We start from the raw sequence: 15881 nt of genomic DNA, 5'->3' as shown, positions 1-15881 counted from the left end.
CAGAGTCTTTCAACCCGCGTTGAGTTCGGGCATGGCACGAATCATGAATTCGTCGAACAGGGGAACGGTGAATGCCGTATCGCCATGAGCGGGCGAATAAATCATGCCTTTCCGGATGAGTGAATTCCGCACGGGCCCCAGCGAAGTCACCTTGACGCCAAGGCTTTCGGCAACATCGCCCGAACGCTGTGTACCAGGCCCGAGCGAAGCCAGGGCGCGCATATAACGTTTCTCCGCGGGAGTACAGCGATCGAATCTCACCTTGAAAAAACTCTGATCCAGTTCGCCGATGGCATGCTCGGTCGCGTGGTCCACATCTTCAGCCGAGATAGGTGTTCTGGGGGCGACATTCCAAGAATCATAGCCCCATTGCTGCAAAAAATAGGGATAGCGCTTCGTCACCTCAAGAATGCGGTCGATTGCCTGCTCCGTGAAATCCGCGCCCTCCGAGCGGGCCGGCTCCCGCAGCGCGCGTCGGGCAGCGTCGTCGTCCAGCGCGCCGACTTCGGGATAACGGAAAAGGCGTTCCGCGTAAGACTTAGAATTGCCCGCGAGCGCCAGCGTCTGCGGCAGACCTGCGGCTACGAGCGCAATCGGCAACTGGCGCTGGTTTACCCGATGGATCGCCATGATCAGCGCGCTGAATTCCACCGGCTCGAGATATTGAATTTCGTCCAAGAGGATGAGGACAGGCCGATCCGCGGCCTTTGCCGCCTCGCCGACGATTTCGAAAACCCTTGGCAGGTCGGCTTCTAGGTCGCCGCTGTCGGCGGTGCCGGTTTCCGGATCCACGCCGAGACCGAACGTCACGCCCTCGATGGTAATGCTGAGCGAGGAGACGAAACTTTTCAGGACCCGCAAGCCGCGAGCAGCAAGCGTACGCGCCTTCTCGGCGGCGTTCATGGAAAACAGCAGTTCACGAAGCGGAGGCACGAGCATCTCCGCGAGTTTCTTACCCTCGTGCGCCTCGATGAGAAGGACCGCAAATCCTTCCTGCTCGCCGATCTTGCGTATCTCTGACAGGAGAACGGTTTTGCCGACGCCGCGCAGCCCGGTCAGGATCATGCCTTGTGTCGGCCGTCCTGCCTTGATCCGGCCGATAATGACCTTAGCGTCTTCGACCAGATTTTCCCGTCCCGCCAACTCGGGCGGAGGACTGCCGGCGCCAGGGGCGTAGGGGTTGCGAACACGATCCATATGGGGAGTTTATGCGATTATAAGAAATTGTCGATATAAACGGATAAAGTCCCTAAAGATACAAAAAGGGCGGACCGGCTGAACCGGTCCGCCCTTTGCATTTCCTCGATCAAGCCGACTTCTTCTTGTCGTCCTCGTCGATCTCCTCGAAGTCGGCGTCGACGACGTCGGACTCCTTGCCCATGTCGGCCTTGGCGTCGGCTTCCGCCGCTTCCTTCTGGGAAGCCTCGTACATGGCCTGGCCGAGCTTCATCGACACTTCGGCCAGCGTCTGCGACTTCGCCTGGATGGCGTCGGCGTCGTCGCCCTCGGCGGCCATCTTCAGAGCGGCGATGGCATCGGCGATCGCGGTGCGGTCGGCCTCCGAAACCTTCTCGCCATAGTCCTTCAGCGACTTCTCGGACGAATGCACCAGAGCCTCGGCCTGGTTGCGGGCTTCGACCAGCCCACGCCGCTTCTTGTCGGCCTCGGCATTGGCCTCGGCGTCCTTCACCATCTTCTCGATGTCGGCGTCCGAAAGGCCGCCGGAAGCCTGGATGCGGATCTGGTGCTCCTTGCCGGTGCCCTTGTCCTTGGCGGTGACGTTGACGATGCCGTTGGCGTCGATGTCGAACGACACCTCGATCTGCGGCACGCCGCGCGGCGCCGGCGGGATGCCGACCAGGTCGAACTGGCCGAGCGCCTTGTTGTCGGCAGCCATCTCGCGCTCGCCCTGGAAGACGCGGATGGTGACCGCGCCCTGGTTGTCCTCGGCGGTGGAGAAGGTCTGGCTCTTCTTGGTCGGGATCGTCGTGTTGCGCTCGATCAGGCGGGTGAACACGCCGCCCAGCGTCTCGATGCCCAGCGACAGCGGGGTCACGTCGAGCAGCAGCACGTCCTTGACGTCGCCCTGCAGAACGCCGGCCTGGATCGCCGCGCCCAGCGCCACCACCTCATCGGGGTTGACGCCCTTGTGCGGCTCCTTACCGAAGAACTGCTTCACGATCTCCTGGATCTTCGGCATGCGGGTCATGCCGCCGACGAGAACCACCTCATCGATCTCGCCCGCCTTGAGGCCGGCATCCTTGAGCGCGGCCTTCACCGGCTCAACCGTGCGCTGAACCAGATCGTCGACGAGCTGCTCGAACTTGGCGCGCGTCAGCTTCATCGTCAGGTGCTTCGGACCAGTCTGGTCGGCCGTGATGAAGGGCAGGTTGATCTCGGTCTGGGCGGACGACGACAGCTCGATCTTCGCCTTCTCCGCGGCCTCCTTCAGGCGCTGCAAGGCGAGCTTGTCGTTCTTCAGGTCGATGCCCTGTTCTTTCTTGAACTCGGCCGCCAGGTATTCGACCAGGCGCATGTCGAAATCCTCGCCGCCGAGGAAGGTGTCGCCGTTGGTCGACTTCACCTCGAACACGCCGTCGCCGATCTCGAGCACCGAGATGTCGAAGGTGCCGCCGCCAAGGTCATAGACGGCGATGGTCTTGCCATCCTTCTTGTCGAGGCCGTAGGCGAGAGCCGCGGCAGTCGGCTCGTTGATGATGCGCAGCACTTCGAGGCCGGCGATCTTGCCGGCGTCCTTGGTGGCCTGGCGCTGGGCGTCGTTGAAATACGCGGGAACGGTGATGACCGCCTTCTCGACCTTCTCGCCGAGATAGGCCTCCGCCGTCTCCTTCATCTTCTGTAGAATCATCGCGGATATCTGCGACGGCGACTGCTTCTTGCCGCCAGCCTCGACCCAGGCGTCCCCATTGTCGCCCTTGACGATCTTGTAGGGGACGAGCTTCTTGTCCTTCTCGGTCACCGGATCGTCGTAGCGCCGGCCGATAAGGCGCTTCACAGCGAATACGGTATTTTCCGGATTGGTCACCGCCTGGCGCTTCGCCGGCTGGCCGACCAGACGTTCGCCGTCGCCGGTGAAGGCGACGATGGAGGGCGTGGTGCGCGCGCCTTCCGCATTCTCAATGACTTTAGCGTCCTTGCCGTCCATGACGGCTACGCAGGAATTGGTTGTTCCCAGGTCGATGCCGATTACTTTTGCCATGTTCTAGTCTCTCCGCTTAGCAGGTTTTCAGGACCCAATGAGGCGTTCCGGCGAAAACCCCTGTCTTCAGGAAATTCGCCAGGCAAACCGTTGCAACGGCCGCCTGGCGGCTGTGGCGCGTATATAAGAAGAGCAATTTCGCCGCGCAAGCGTCGTCGGGATGGCATACGCCGGGAAAATAGAGGCAAAACACCTGTATGTTTCCCATATTGAGCGGATGACCGACACCACCACGATCGACCCCGTAGCTCTGCGCCGGCATCGCCTCATGAACACGCTGCACACCGGCCTGCTGGCGGGCGGGAGCCTGCTGCTGCTTGCCGTCACCGCATGGGTTTTCGGCGGGTTTTTCGGTGTCGTGCTGGCGGTGGGGTTCGGGGCGGCTTCGCTTCTGGCGGTCCGGCGGGTCAGCCCGCTAATGGTGCTTTCCATGTACAAGGCCAAACCGGTCACCGAGGCCGAATTTCCCGCCGGCGTGCGCCTCTTGAGGGCGCTCGCGGCGCGCGCGAGACTGCCGGCTGTACCGCGCCTGCATATTATTCCTTCGCAGATGCTGAACGCCTTCGCGGTCGGCCGGCGCGACGATTCGGTGATCGCCATCACCGACGCGCTGGCGAGAAGGCTGACGACGCGTGAGCTTGCCGGCGTGCTTGCCCATGAGATCAGCCATATCGCCCATGAGGACATCAAGGTGATGGCGCTGGCCGACATCGTCTCGCGCTTCACCTCGGTGATGTCGACCGTCGGCCTGTTCACGTTGTTCATCAATCTTGGCGGACTGTTCGGCGGCGTGGGCAATCGGGTGCCCTGGCTGGCCGTGCTCGTGCTTCTGACCGCCCCGACCGTCGGCGGGCTGCTGCAGATGGCGCTGTCGCGCACCCGCGAGTTCGACGCCGACTTCGGCGCGGCCGTGCTGACCGGCGATCCGGACGGGCTGGCTTCGGCGCTGCGAAAGCTGGAACGGGCGCGGGGCCGGCTGTGGGAGGGCATCCTGCTGCCCGGCGGCCGCATCCCCGACCCGTCGGTGCTGCGCACGCATCCGGCCACCAAGGACAGGTTGGAACGGCTGGCGGCGTTGAAGGCAGAGATGGGCGCGCTGGCCGGCGAGGCGGCGATCGTCCTGCCCTCGTCGTCCGAGCCGGCCAGGCCGATCCCGGTTCCGCGCCGGTCCATGGTGCCGCGCATCCATCGGCGTGGCGGCCGTCATGGGCCGCTTTACAATGCCCTTATGGCGCCGCTGGCGGACATCGGCGACGGTCTGGGCAGCGAACATGCCTTGCATGCACCGGACGGCGCACCGCGTATCCGCCCTTTGCGCGGTCTCGTCTGGTGGTGAGTTCGCGCCATCCGTCTGATCAGCGCACAGGCTTCGAATGAGCTAAGCGACGCCTGGCAAGGTAATGACAAAACGCGCGCCTGACGCGCTGTCGGCCAACGCGACGGCCCCGTCATGCGACTTCACCAGCGCCGCGACGATGCCCAGCCCAAGCCCGGTACCGCCGCTGTCGCGCCGCGTGGTGAAAAAAGGCTCGAATATTTTTGCCCTGTTCTCCGGCGGTACGCCGTTGCCGTCGTCGTCGGCCAGGATCGTCACCGTTCCAGTCCCGGAAGCGGCCAGGCGGAAATGTTTCGCGCCATGGCGGGCCGAATTGTCGGCAAGGTTCCTCAAAAGGATCGCCGCGTTCTCGGCCGACATGCGAAAGCGGATGTCGCCGCCAGCCTCGATCTCGATGGCAAGCCGCGGCTCCGTGCCGAGTGTCGAAACCGTCTCGGCCAGCGAGGCGGTTTCGCCCCCGCTCACCGTGTTTTCGGCCCGTGCGAGTTCGATCAGGCGACGTACCAGGCCGTTCAGCCGTTCCGTGTCGGCGACGATGTTGGCGTGAAACCGCGCCCGCGTGGCCGCGTCCATGCCATCATCGCTGTCGCGCAGCAGTTCGGCGGCGCCCTGGATCGCGGTCAGCGGCGATTTCAGCTCGTGCGAAACATGGGTGGCAAACGTACGGATCGTGTCGGAACGCGCCTGCAGCTTTCGCGCCATGTCGAGGAAAGCGCCGGCAAGCTCCGCCATCTCGCGGGTGCCGTGGTGGCTGAGCGGGCGGATCGCATCGCGGTCGCCCGCGGCAATGCGAGCCGTGCGGTCCATCAGTTCGTACATCGGACGGCTGACTGTGCGGATGAAGACGAAGGCGATCATCAGCGTGGCGGCGAGGATGGCAATGGCCGCCAGCGCCAGCTTGCCGCGCTCGCCATAAAGATGTTTCACCACATTGCTCGGCGTGCGCGACATGTAGACGACGCCGGCGACGCGGTCGTCGACCACGACCGGCATGGCCACGAAGATGCGCAGCATGGTGCCGCGGCTCACCGAATAGAGCGGCGGTGTCGGCCGGTCGCGGATGCGCGAGCGCAACCGGCTGGCGTATTGGCCGGCGAGCGCGTCGCGAACCTCCTCGACGCCAGCCAGGGAGCGGCCGACCTCGCTTCCGCCGGCAATGACCACGCCCGACGGATCGAGCAGCCGGAAGCCAGCCAAGGTCGATTGCTGCGCGATATCGAGTACTCCTGAGAATTTCGGACCGAGCGCGGCGAGGGCAGGATCGGGGACTCCGGACGTTGAAGCCGGACGAGGCGGCAGGATCGGGTCGAGGGCCAGGTCCAGCCCGGGCTCGATCGGATGCAGGCGCTCGGAGCGTTCGGACGCCGGTCTTTCCGGCACGGTCGCCCCCAGCGAAGAGGCGGGCACGGCCGCCCGGACCTCTGCCGCGAAGGCGGCGGCGATCACCGCGCCCTGGCCGATCAGTTCGCCCTCGGTCTGGCGGATCAACTGGTTTTCATAGACCCGAAAGAAGAACAGCCCGGCCAGCGGCAGCGCCAGAACCGTCAGCAGGATGACAAGCACGACGAACCCAAGGCGCGGACGCCATTTGTCCCTCACGCGCCGCATCTGCCGAGCCGGAAGCCGACGCCATGCACGGTCTCGACGGCATCGCTGCAGCCGGCGGCGGCGAATTTGGCGCGGATGTTGCGGATATGGCTGTCGACGGTGCGGTCGGAGATGTGGATGTTGGCCGCGTGGCTGGCGTCGACGATCTGCGCGCGCGTCAGCACGTAGCTCGGGCGCGCGAGCAGGCGCTTGACGATCGAAAACTCGATTGCCGTGAAATCCAGGTCGACTTCGCCGAAACGCACGCAGCGTTGCGCCGGCCGGAGTTCGACCCGTCCATGCGCCATCGGTTCGTCCTCGTCGGCTTCCGGCTCCGGGCGGGCGCGCCGCAGGATGACATTGACCCGCGCCACCAATTCGCGGGGGCTGAACGGTTTCGCGACATAGTCGTCGCCGCCCATTTCCAGCCCGAGGATGCGGTCGATCTCCTCGTCGCGGGCAGATAGGAAGAGGATCGGCAGGCGCGATGTCTTGCGAAGTTCGCGGCAGACCTCCAGCCCGTCCATCAGCGGCATGCCGACGTCGAGCACCATCAGGTCGGGTGCCTTGCATTCTGCTTCACGGAGCGCGGACGGCCCATCGCCGACCGCGTCGACGACCATGCCGGCCTTCTCCAGCGCGAAGCAGATGACCTCGCGGATATGGGGATCGTCATCGGCGACCAGTATGCGATGCGCCATGGAGGCAATCTTTCAATGTTCGAAATGACCAACTCTCGGAAGAGCGGCGCTGGACTGTGTTTCAGATGGATTGACGCAACAGCATGTATAGAGCGTCAATGAAAGCGTCGGAAGATTGGCGCTCCTCGGCCGCGAATTGAGTTTTTAGCGCAGAGCGCATGACGATTGGCTGCGCCTGTTGGAAAGATCCGTCGTGCGGCGCGCCGATCCTGAATGCGTGCGAAACGGAACGATTTCCCAATTCGGGTCTCGGCGAGGCGAGGGTTCCAGCCACCAGCCGTCGGAAAGCAGGGTTGCCGGCAGACGATTTCGGGGCGGGATGCGGTGGATGCTGCTTTGCATTCTGTGGTTGTGGCCACGCTTCATGGACAATGCACGCCGCAAGCGCGCAGAGTTTCAGGGCTTGTGTGCAGGATTTGCGCAGTGCCTGCCATACGCCCCGTCCGGCGGACAATGAGACGACGATAGCGGTCGCGATGAGGCACAGCGGCTCGGTCCCGGGACCTCGGATGCCAAAATCTTATGGGGTAGGAGAATCAGCCGGGACGATGCGGAGAGGCCGGCCGGCGATTGATTTTCCCGGTGGCCGGGAGCGGCCTCCCGCCCGCTCGCGATGGACGCAGCCCTCGCAGGATATCGCCGGATTCAATGTAGGCCATGGCCAGCAGATGTGTCAGCAAATCGCAACGTTCCGCTTCTGCCAGATCCTTCAATTCACGCAGGGCTGCGTGAATGCGGGTCACTTGGATTCGTGTGTGGTCCTTCACATGTAAATTCATTCGACACCCCCGCTTCTCCTAATCAGTTCCACGGTCGCGCTAACTCCATGAGTACGCACTAGCGAAGGCATCGGTTTCAGTCGAACGGGGCCTCGCACGGACCAGTTTGTTTCGATGGTGAACATTGGCTTAACGCTGGCAAGGGCTGGCGCTACTCTCGAGCGAATCCACCGCGCCGCAGCCTTGCGGCCACCGGCCCTCCAATGCCGCAGGCCATCTATCTCAGGGTGATCGCCGCATAGAGCATTGCAATATAGGTGAGTTGGTGCAGCAATTGGTCGCCACCATGCATGGCCCAGTAGAGCTGTGTCGTCGGGCCGCAATGGACACGCCCCGACAGCGCGGATTTTCCGTAGTCGATCGCGTAGTGGACGACGAACTCGGCCGCCGCCAGCAGCAGCATGGGAACCGCGACGAGACCGGCGATCGCCAGCACCGGAAGCGAGCAGATCGCATGGAGGCCGGCATGAGCGTAGCCTCCCGGGGATCGCACACTGCCCTTGCCGCGCAGCATCCAGGCCGGCTGGAACAGGTAATCGGCGACGTAGTGCTTTAGCTGGAAGCAGACCAGCACCAAGATCAGTGTTTCAGTCTGCATGCCATCCCTCCGTGGCCGCACGGCGTCGGCGAGGGCGCGTGGATCGCAACCGGCATCGCCTTGCCGCAGGTCATCGTAATGCGAACTGCGCTTCTGTCCATCCTTCCTTGGCAGGGCAGCCGGAGGCCGGCAAGGTCAACGATATCGGTCGTCAGATTCCGCAAAGCGGGAAGCCTTGCGAGAATACCGAGCAGCGTACGCCCCTGCCGCCGCCGCAGCCGGCGAGGACCATGGCGAGCAAGATGACAATCAGCGGCGAAACTTTCTTCACGGCACGGCTTTCGTGAAGCGAAAGCAGCACGAGCATCCATTTCGGAGGGCCGTCGTTTGCCATGCGTGACTATATCGTCGCGCAGCCGGGTCTTGTCACGAGCCAGATAGGGAAAGGCGACGTTGTCATCACAGGCACTTCGCGGGCGCTCACGACGAGATCCGATCTATCCTCCACCGCACAGGTGATACCGCACCTTTGCAATAACATCGGCGAAACGTCAGGGTATCGCGCTGCTACGTTCTATTTACCGCCCGTGGAAATTTTTTCACGGATCGGCTGTCGGCACAGCACCGAATCGCCTACAACTTTTCCGGGCAGTGCCGGTTTGAAACCGGCGAGACGGGGTGGGGCTCGGTCGGGCCGATCGGGCGAACAATCCGGCGGCGGCCGGATTCTCAGATGACATAGCCGAAAGACCTCGCCGGATGTCCGGGCGCCGCGATGCATGTTTGCCGTGGCGTCCTAAAGCTGTTTTCGCGGGAGGGATCGATGGGCAAGCCATACGCATTCGAGCTACGGACGGACGCTTCGGTGACGGCCTATCTGTTCGTCGATCCGCGCGTCGCCGACTGGGACACGCTCGTGCGGGACGTGGCGTCCACGATCCGCGTCGTTCTTCTCGACACAGCCATCGATGGCGTGGCGCAGCTTGCCTCGGCGCTGCGAGGCGTCCGCGACCTTGCCACCATCCACATTCTCTCGCACGGCGCGCCCGGCGACATCCGCATCGGCGCGAACGGGCTCACTGCCGCGAACCTCGCTGTTTATGCGGACGAACTCTCTTCGATCGGTGCGGCGCTGCGCGATGGCGGCGACATCCTCGTTTATGGCTGCGAAGTCGGCCGGGGCGCGGCTGGCCGGGCATTTGTCGAGCGCCTTGCTGATGTGACCGGCGCTTGCGTCGCAGCCGCCGAAGGCCCTGTCGGCGCGGCTGCGCTCGGCGGCGGCTGGAATCTCTCGACGGTGGGTGGCGAGGTTGCCGCGCCGCTCTTTGTCTCGGCGCAGGCCCGCAGCCAGTATCCCCACGTCCTGGACGGGCTCCCGCCCATCGCTTCAGCGACCGACGGCACGGGCCTGGAAGACGATTTCTGGATCACCGTCATTCTGAATGCGTACGACCCCGAGGACGGCACGGATCTCGTCTTCCGCCTGAGCAGCCTGCCGCAGCACGGTAAGCTCTACGATATGTTCGACAATGAGATCGCTGCGGGAGTCGACTATCCTTCCAGCAGCGGCGAGTTGCTGCTTTTCTTCGTCCCCGACACAAACTGGAGCGGCTCGACCGCATTTGACTTCGTCGCATTCGACCTGAGCGGCACCCCATCCACGCCGGTCGTCGCCACCATCGACGTTGCGCCTGCCGCCGACATGCCCGCCGTTCGTCCAGGAGTCGCCGACAGCCCGGTGCCGCTCGACATCGCGCATCATGTGGTGACCGGCACCAATGCCTATGAAGACAGTCCGGCCTCAGCCGGCCTGTCGGGCGGCGGTTTCGTCCAGGTCTGGACGCAGGCATCTGTCAACGCCAACATCCAGGCGCAGCTCTTCAATGCCGACGGAACGGCCAATGGCGGCGTCTTCGATGTCACGCCGGGTACGGGCGGAGCGGAATCGCAACCATCCGTCGCGGCGCTCCCCGGCGACGCATTCGTCGTGGCGTGGACCGACGATCTGTTCGGCCAGCCTAATGTCAAGGCCGCCGTCTACGCAGCTGGAAGCACGGTCCCGGTCGCGACGATCGATCTGGCGGTGACGGCAGGTGCCGAATTCCAGCCCACGGTCACGGCGCTGGATGGCGGCGGTTTCGTCGCGACATGGCAAGAGCAGACCGCCACCGAAACCATCATCCATGCACAACGCTTCACAGACAGCGGCGTCGCCATCGATGCCAGCCCGGTCCAACTCACCGGCAACGGCGACTACGGCGTTTCACTGCAGCCGCCGCCGAACGCGGTGGCCGCGCTGGACGGCGGCGGCTATGTGGTTTCATGGGAGGAGGGCGGAGCCATCGTGGCGCGCGTGGTCGACGCGGCCGGCGTCGCGGCAGCGCCCGTCACGATTTCCATCTTGGGTGAGGATGTGAGCCTGGCGCCGGCCGCGACCGGCGGCTTCGTCGCGACCTGGACTGCCGGAGACGACATACATGGTGCGGTGTATGACGGCACCGGCGTCTTGCAGACGAGTTTTGACGTCGCAACGGGCGTTCCGATCGATTTCACCTCCAGCGTGGCGACATTGCCGGACGGCCGCTTTGTCGTCACATGGGTCGGCAATGGCGGTACTTCGGCCCGCGATGTTTTCGCTCAGGTTTTCAGCGTTGACGGCACTCCGAATGGCGGCCCGATCGCGGTCACGGAAACAGCCGATCCCAACAATGAAGGACAGGCCACGGTGACCGTGCTCGCCGACGGCAATTTTGTCGTCAGTTGGGTCGACTTCGCCAACACCGGTACCCGCAACGACATCGCCTACCGCGTCTATGATGCCGGCGAAGCATCGGTCGTGGCACTGGAGGACCAGGCGATCACCTTGCCCACGAGCGTCGCGCTGGCCGACGCCGACGGCTCGGAGATCCTTTCGCAGGTGACAGTTGATGGCCTTCCGGCCGACTTCACCCTTACGGTCGGGGAACGCGCCGACAGCGGTGATCCGACGAGCGCCTGGGTAATCGACCGATCCACGGCCGCCGAGATCGCCTTTCTCGACGCCCTGGCGGAAGGAAAGGAACAGATCGTCCTATCGCCGGCCGCCAACTACAACGGCGATTTCACCCTTTCCGTGACGGCCACCAGCGAGGAGATCGCCGGCGCTGGCTCACCTGACACCGCCACGTCGACTGCGGTGCTTGTTCCGGTGTCGGTTGCGGCGGTCAACGACGCGCCTTCGCTCAGCGCCGCCGCCGAAACGCCGACCTTCACCGAAAACGGACCGGCGGTCGACCTGTTCTCGGCTGTCTCGATCGACACCGGCGAGGCCGGGCAGGAGATCAATCAGGTCACGCTGACGGTCGCGAACCTTGCCGACGGCGTCGGCGAGATTCTTGGCGTCGACGGCACCAATGTGGTGCTGACCGATGGGACGACAGGAACGACCTCAGCCAATGGCACAGGTTACAGCGTTGCCGTCGTCGCCGGCGTGGCGACCGTCACGCTTTCCATGCCGGGCGGTGTCTCAGTTGCCGACGCCCAGACATTGATCGACGGGCTCACCTATACGAATTCCAGCGAAAATCCCGACACCAGCGATCGCGTCGTTACGCTCACCGGCATCCGCGACAATGGCGGCACGGACGGTGGCGGCGTCGATACGGCCTCAGTCTCCCTCGGTGCAACCGTTTCGATCTCGGCGCTGAACGACGCACCAACGCTGTCGGGCGGGCCGGTCGAACTGCCGTCGACGGACGAGGACAATCCGAACACCGAAGTGACGGTCGCCGATCTGCTTGCGGGCACCACCCTCGGCGATCTCGACGGTGACGATGTCGGCATCGCGGTAACTGGCCTGACCGGCAACGGCGAATGGGAATATTCGACCGACGGCGGCTTCACCTGGCTCAGCTTCGGTTCGGTGTCCGACGGACATGCGCTGCTGCTCTCGCCCGACACTCTCGTCAGCTATATGCCCGACGGCCTAGACGGCGAGACGGCGACCGTCAACTTCCGCGCCTGGGATCAGACCACCGGCACAGCCTCGAACGACACGACGCAACAATACGCCGATACGTCGGTCAATGGCGGCACCTCCGCCTATTCGAACGGCACCGCGCAGGCTTCAGTCGAAGTAGAGGCGGTCAACGACGCCCCGATCATCCGGCTGTCCCCCGGACTTGACTATGTCGTGACGATTCCGGCGGATGGCACGGTCGACGTGATCAGCGGCGACGGCGAGGGCGACACGGCGGGCGGCTCCTCGGAGGACGGCGGCGTTTCTCCGACCAAGGTTTTGCTGGCCGACTTCGACAATGACGGCGATCTCGACGTGGCGGTGATGAGCCCGACGCTCTCCGCCGTGACCATTCTGGAGAACGACGGCTGCGGCTGCCTCACCCCGACGACGCCGGTCGCGGTCATGCCGGTGCCGGTGTCGATGGTCAGCGGCGATTTCAACGGCGATGGCAATATCGACCTGTTCGTAGGCGGCACCAACGGCATTGTGGCCGAATTGCTCGTCGGCGCTGGCGACGGCTCGTTCACGACCACGTTGGTGCCGACGACTTTCGGCTTCGGCCTGACTGAACTCGCGACCGGCGACTTCAATGCAGACGGCAAGCTCGACATCGCCGCGACCGTTGCCGGAGGAGTGTTGATCGGAACCGGCAATGGCATGGGCGGGTTCGCTTTCATGCCTCCCACTCCTGCCGGCGTCCCGGTACCAGGACAGATCGCCGTGGGCGACATGGACGGGATCAACGGCGCCGACATCGTGGTTGCTGACTTGGGCCCGGGTTTTATCGGCTTGATGACCAACAACGGGGCCGGCGGGTTCACCACCACAATGGTGTCTGCTGGCGTCGGCATGTCCGTGAAGGATGTGCAGTTGGGTGACGTCAACGGGGACGGCAAGCTTGACATCGTCACCGTCGATTCCGTGCTCAACACGGCAAATGTGGTCTTGAATGCCGGCGGTGGTTTGTTTGCCCCTGCAGTCAGCTATGCGGTGGGGGCGGGACCGTCGAGCCTAAAACTCGCCGACATGAACGACGATGGCAATCTCGATATCGTCGCGCTGAGCACCGGCAGCGAGGAAATCCATGTGCTGCTCGGCAAGGGCGACGGCACGTTCGCTCCTGATCTCACGCCGATCCCAACCTTTGGTGTCCCCTCTGACATCGCCATCGGCCAGATGGATACGGAGTTTGAGTCGCTTTATCCGCGGTTCCTCGAGTTTACCGAAGGCGACACGCTGGTGCTCGCACCGAAGCTGGAGCTCGAGGATGTCGATCCCGACGGCGGAACGGCGGTCGGCGCGACCATCTATCTCGATGATTCGACCGGTCCAGGCGGCCTGCCCGGCGACGTCCTTGCCGCCGACACGACCGGCACCGCGATCACCGCTGTCTACGATCCGAACACCTTCACGCTCACGCTGACGGGCAACGACACGCTGGCCAACTACCAAAAGGTTCTGCGCACCGTCACCTTCACCTCCGGTGACGATCCGGACGGATCGGTGGCCGATCCCGCCAGCTATCTGCCGCTGCGCATCGTCGGCATGACGGTCGATGACGGCAAGGACAATGGCGAAGGCTCCTCCGCTCCGATCCTGATCGGCATCACCGCCACCGGCGCGCAGGACGATGCCTTCACCATTTGGGAAAATCGCACGCTCGGGCTCGGCAAGAACCTCTTCGACGACAATGGCGACGGCCTCGACAGCGGTCCGGACTTCGTCATCGCCGAGGTGAACGGCAGCGCCGGCAATGTCGGCACGCAGATAACGCTGCCATCCGGCGCGTTGCTCACCGTCAATACGGATGGCACCTTCGACTACGATCCGAACGGCGCCTTCAACAATCTGCCGGGCGCCCTTTCCGGCGCCACCAATCTGACTGCGACCGACAGCTTCACCTACACCCTGCTTGGCGGTTACACCGCCACGGTCACCGTGACCATCGCCGGGGTGGACAGCGACGGTGACGTGCTGATCGGCAACGCCTCGGACAATGCGCTCAATGGCGGCTTCGGCGCCGACACCATGGAAGGCAAGGCCGGCAACGACACCTACTACGTCAACAACGCCGGTGACGTGGTCATTGAGGTTGCAGGGGAGGGCACGGCCGACCGCGTTGCCGTCAACACCAGCTATGCGCTTGCCGCCGGCGCCGACATCGAGTTCCTGAACACGACCAACTCGAAAGGAACGACCGCCATCAATCTTCAGGGCAACGCCCTGTCGCAGACGATCATCGGCAATGACGGCGACAATTTCATCAATGACGGCGGCACGGCCGGGCCGGGCCTCGGCTCGTCGCCGGACATAATGATCGGGCGCGGCGGGAACGACACCTATGCCGTCTACAATGCCGCCGACGTCATCGTCGAAGGCAAGAACGAAGGGGATGCCGACAGGGTTACCGCCGGCGTCAGCTATACGCTGGGAGCGGGCGTTCATGTCGAATATCTGAACACCACATCCGCGACGGCTATGACCGCGATAAACCTGACCGGAAATGAGCTTGCCCAGGTCATCACCGGAAACGCCGGCAACAATTTTCTCGACGGCGGCAAGGGCGAGGCCGATATCCTCAAGGGTCTGGCTGGCGACGACATCTATTACGCCCGCAGCGCCGGCGACTACATCATGGAGAATGCCGGCGAGGGGTTCGACCGCGTGACGGCCTCGCTCAGCTACGTGCTGACGCCGGACGCCGAGATCGAGGTGCTGAACACCACCTCGCGCACCGCCACCTATGCGATCGACCTGACCGGTAACCGGCTCGCCCAGACGATCACCGGCAATTATGGCGACAACATCTTGAACGACGGGGGCAAAGGCTTGGCGGACAGGCTGGAGGGCCTGCTCGGCAACGACACCTACTATGTCTACAATGCCGGCGATGTGGTCGTCGAGAATGTCGGCGAGGGCATTGACCGGGTCGCCGCCGGCGTCAGCTACAAGCTCACGGCAGGTTCAGAAGTCGAACATCTGCAGACGACATCCGTCAGCGGCACGACGGCCATCGACCTGACCGGCAACACGTTCTCCCAGGTCATTACCTGCAATGCCGGAGACAACGTGCTGCATGGCGGCGGTGTCGGCGGGGCCGACATATTGCGCGGCTTCGGCGGCAACGACACCTACCGCGTGTTCAACGCTGGCGACGTTATCGTCGACGGCGCGCTTCAGGGAACCGACCGGGTCATGGCGGCGGTCGACTACACGCTCAGCAAGGGCGTAGAGATCGAGCTGTTCACCACCAACGGTTCGGCCGGTACCTCCGGCATCGACCTGACCGGCAACGAATTCGGTCAGGAGATCGTCGGCAACGCCGGCGCCAACCGGCTCGACGGCAAGGGCGGCGCCGACACGCTGCGCGGCCTCGGCGGCAACGACATGTTCGTATTCTCCACCGCGCTCGGCGCCGGCAATGTCGACACCATCGCCGACTTCAACCCGGCCGGCGACCGCATGGAGCTGCATAAATCGGTGTTCGCGGCTTTGGCGGTTACCGGGCCGCTTTTGTCCGGCTATTTCCGGGCGAATGCCACCGGCACGGCGCAGGACACCAACGACCACATCATCTACGACACCGTTACCGGCAATCTCTATTATGACGCCGATGCCAATGGTGCGGGCGCGGGTGTCCACTTCGCGACGCTGACCGGATTGCCTTCGCTGTCGGCGAACGATTTCGTCGTGGTCTGAAGCCGGTCAACGCCGGGCGTT

General features: G+C 63.9%; 8 protein-coding genes. 2 read left to right on the top strand and 6 right to left on the bottom strand.

Annotated elements, in window-relative coordinates:
• Positions 1-9 precede the first annotated feature (9 nt).
• Together ABMA59_RS07850 and dnaK are read right to left on the bottom strand one after the other, a co-directional pair.
• Entirely contained in the window at positions 10-1197 is a 1188-nt protein-coding gene (locus tag ABMA59_RS07850) for an AAA family ATPase (RefSeq protein WP_349004780.1), read from the bottom strand.
• Between the two features lie 109 nt (positions 1198-1306).
• The gene (dnaK, locus tag ABMA59_RS07845) at positions 1307-3220 is read right to left on the bottom strand and encodes a molecular chaperone DnaK (RefSeq protein WP_349004779.1); all 1914 of its coding nucleotides are present in this window, start codon (positions 3218-3220) and stop codon (positions 1307-1309) included.
• Between the two features lie 217 nt (positions 3221-3437).
• On the opposite strand from dnaK, the gene ABMA59_RS07840 reads away from it, so the two are divergent.
• Positions 3438-4556 carry a zinc metalloprotease HtpX gene (locus tag ABMA59_RS07840; protein ID WP_349004778.1) on the top strand — a complete coding sequence of 373 codons (1119 nt, stop codon included), beginning with the start codon at positions 3438-3440 and terminating at the stop codon, positions 4554-4556.
• A 42-nt stretch (positions 4557-4598) separates the two neighbouring features.
• Here ABMA59_RS07840 and ABMA59_RS07835 read toward each other — a convergent pair whose 3' ends face one another.
• The 4 genes from ABMA59_RS07835 to ABMA59_RS07820 form a co-directional block, all read right to left on the bottom strand.
• On the bottom strand, positions 4599-6164 hold the full coding sequence (locus ABMA59_RS07835; RefSeq protein WP_349004777.1) for an ATP-binding protein: 1566 nt from the start codon (positions 6162-6164) through the stop codon (positions 4599-4601).
• The gene (locus ABMA59_RS07830) at positions 6152-6844 is read right to left on the bottom strand and encodes a response regulator (RefSeq protein ID WP_349004776.1); all 693 of its coding nucleotides are present in this window, start codon (positions 6842-6844) and stop codon (positions 6152-6154) included. The genes ABMA59_RS07835 and ABMA59_RS07830 overlap by 13 nt, the downstream gene beginning before the upstream one ends.
• Before the next feature lie 996 nt (positions 6845-7840).
• Positions 7841-8221 carry a DUF3307 domain-containing protein gene (locus tag ABMA59_RS07825; RefSeq protein WP_349004775.1) on the bottom strand — a complete coding sequence of 127 codons (381 nt, stop codon included), beginning with the start codon at positions 8219-8221 and terminating at the stop codon, positions 7841-7843.
• 151 nt (positions 8222-8372) lie between these two features.
• Positions 8373-8555 (bottom strand): hypothetical protein, encoded by a 183-nt coding sequence (locus ABMA59_RS07820; protein ID WP_349004774.1) that lies wholly within the window; start codon positions 8553-8555, stop codon positions 8373-8375.
• 429 nt (positions 8556-8984) lie between these two features.
• Between ABMA59_RS07820 and ABMA59_RS07815 the strand changes: the two genes are divergently transcribed.
• Positions 8985-15860: a DUF4347 domain-containing protein gene (locus tag ABMA59_RS07815; protein WP_349004773.1), complete on the top strand. Its 6876-nt coding sequence runs from the start codon at positions 8985-8987 to the stop codon at positions 15858-15860.
• Positions 15861-15881 lie beyond the last annotated feature (21 nt).

Source organism: Mesorhizobium yinganensis (assembly GCF_040081985.1).
Taxonomy (GTDB): domain Bacteria; phylum Pseudomonadota; class Alphaproteobacteria; order Rhizobiales; family Rhizobiaceae; genus Kumtagia; species Kumtagia yinganensis.
This window is presented reverse-complemented; position numbering and strand designations above follow the sequence as displayed.

Coding starts and splice junctions, on each gene's coding strand:
- ABMA59_RS07850 (WP_349004780.1), bottom strand. CDS start 1,197: ATGGATCGTGTTCGCAACCCCTACGCCCCTGGCGCCGGCAGTCCTCCG.
- dnaK (WP_349004779.1), bottom strand. CDS start 3,220: ATGGCAAAAGTAATCGGCATCGACCTGGGAACAACCAATTCCTGCGTA.
- ABMA59_RS07815 (WP_349004773.1), top strand. CDS start 8,985: ATGGGCAAGCCATACGCATTCGAGCTACGGACGGACGCTTCGGTGACG.
- ABMA59_RS07840 (WP_349004778.1), top strand. CDS start 3,438: ATGACCGACACCACCACGATCGACCCCGTAGCTCTGCGCCGGCATCGC.
- ABMA59_RS07820 (WP_349004774.1), bottom strand. CDS start 8,555: ATGGCAAACGACGGCCCTCCGAAATGGATGCTCGTGCTGCTTTCGCTT.
- ABMA59_RS07825 (WP_349004775.1), bottom strand. CDS start 8,221: ATGCAGACTGAAACACTGATCTTGGTGCTGGTCTGCTTCCAGCTAAAG.
- ABMA59_RS07830 (WP_349004776.1), bottom strand. CDS start 6,844: ATGGCGCATCGCATACTGGTCGCCGATGACGATCCCCATATCCGCGAG.
- ABMA59_RS07835 (WP_349004777.1), bottom strand. CDS start 6,164: ATGCGGCGCGTGAGGGACAAATGGCGTCCGCGCCTTGGGTTCGTCGTG.